Genomic DNA, 215 nt, shown 5'->3' on the forward strand with positions numbered 1-215 from the left:
GGATGACGGCGATGCCTTATCCGGCCTACGGAGCGGCATCGCTTGTGCCGGATGGCGGCTATGCCTTATCCGGCCTACGGAGCAGCATCGCTTGTGCCGGATGGCGGCTACGCCTTATCCGGCCTACGGAGTGGCATCGCTTGTGCCGGATGACGGCGATGCCTTATCCGGCCTACGGAGCGGCATCGCTTGTGCCGGATGGCGGCTATGCCTTA

Annotated in this window: 1 protein-coding gene; it reads left to right on the top strand. The window is 64.2% G+C overall.

Annotation, left to right across the window (positions count from 1 at the left end; all coding sequences use genetic code 11):
• Positions 1 to 215: hypothetical protein (locus tag OGY09_RS00955; protein ID WP_286589792.1), on the top strand; the 215-nt coding region annotated here is incomplete at both ends.

Origin of the sequence: Citrobacter sp. Cpo071 (assembly GCF_030332765.1) — a bacterium.
GTDB classification, from domain to species: domain Bacteria; phylum Pseudomonadota; class Gammaproteobacteria; order Enterobacterales; family Enterobacteriaceae; genus Citrobacter; species Citrobacter portucalensis.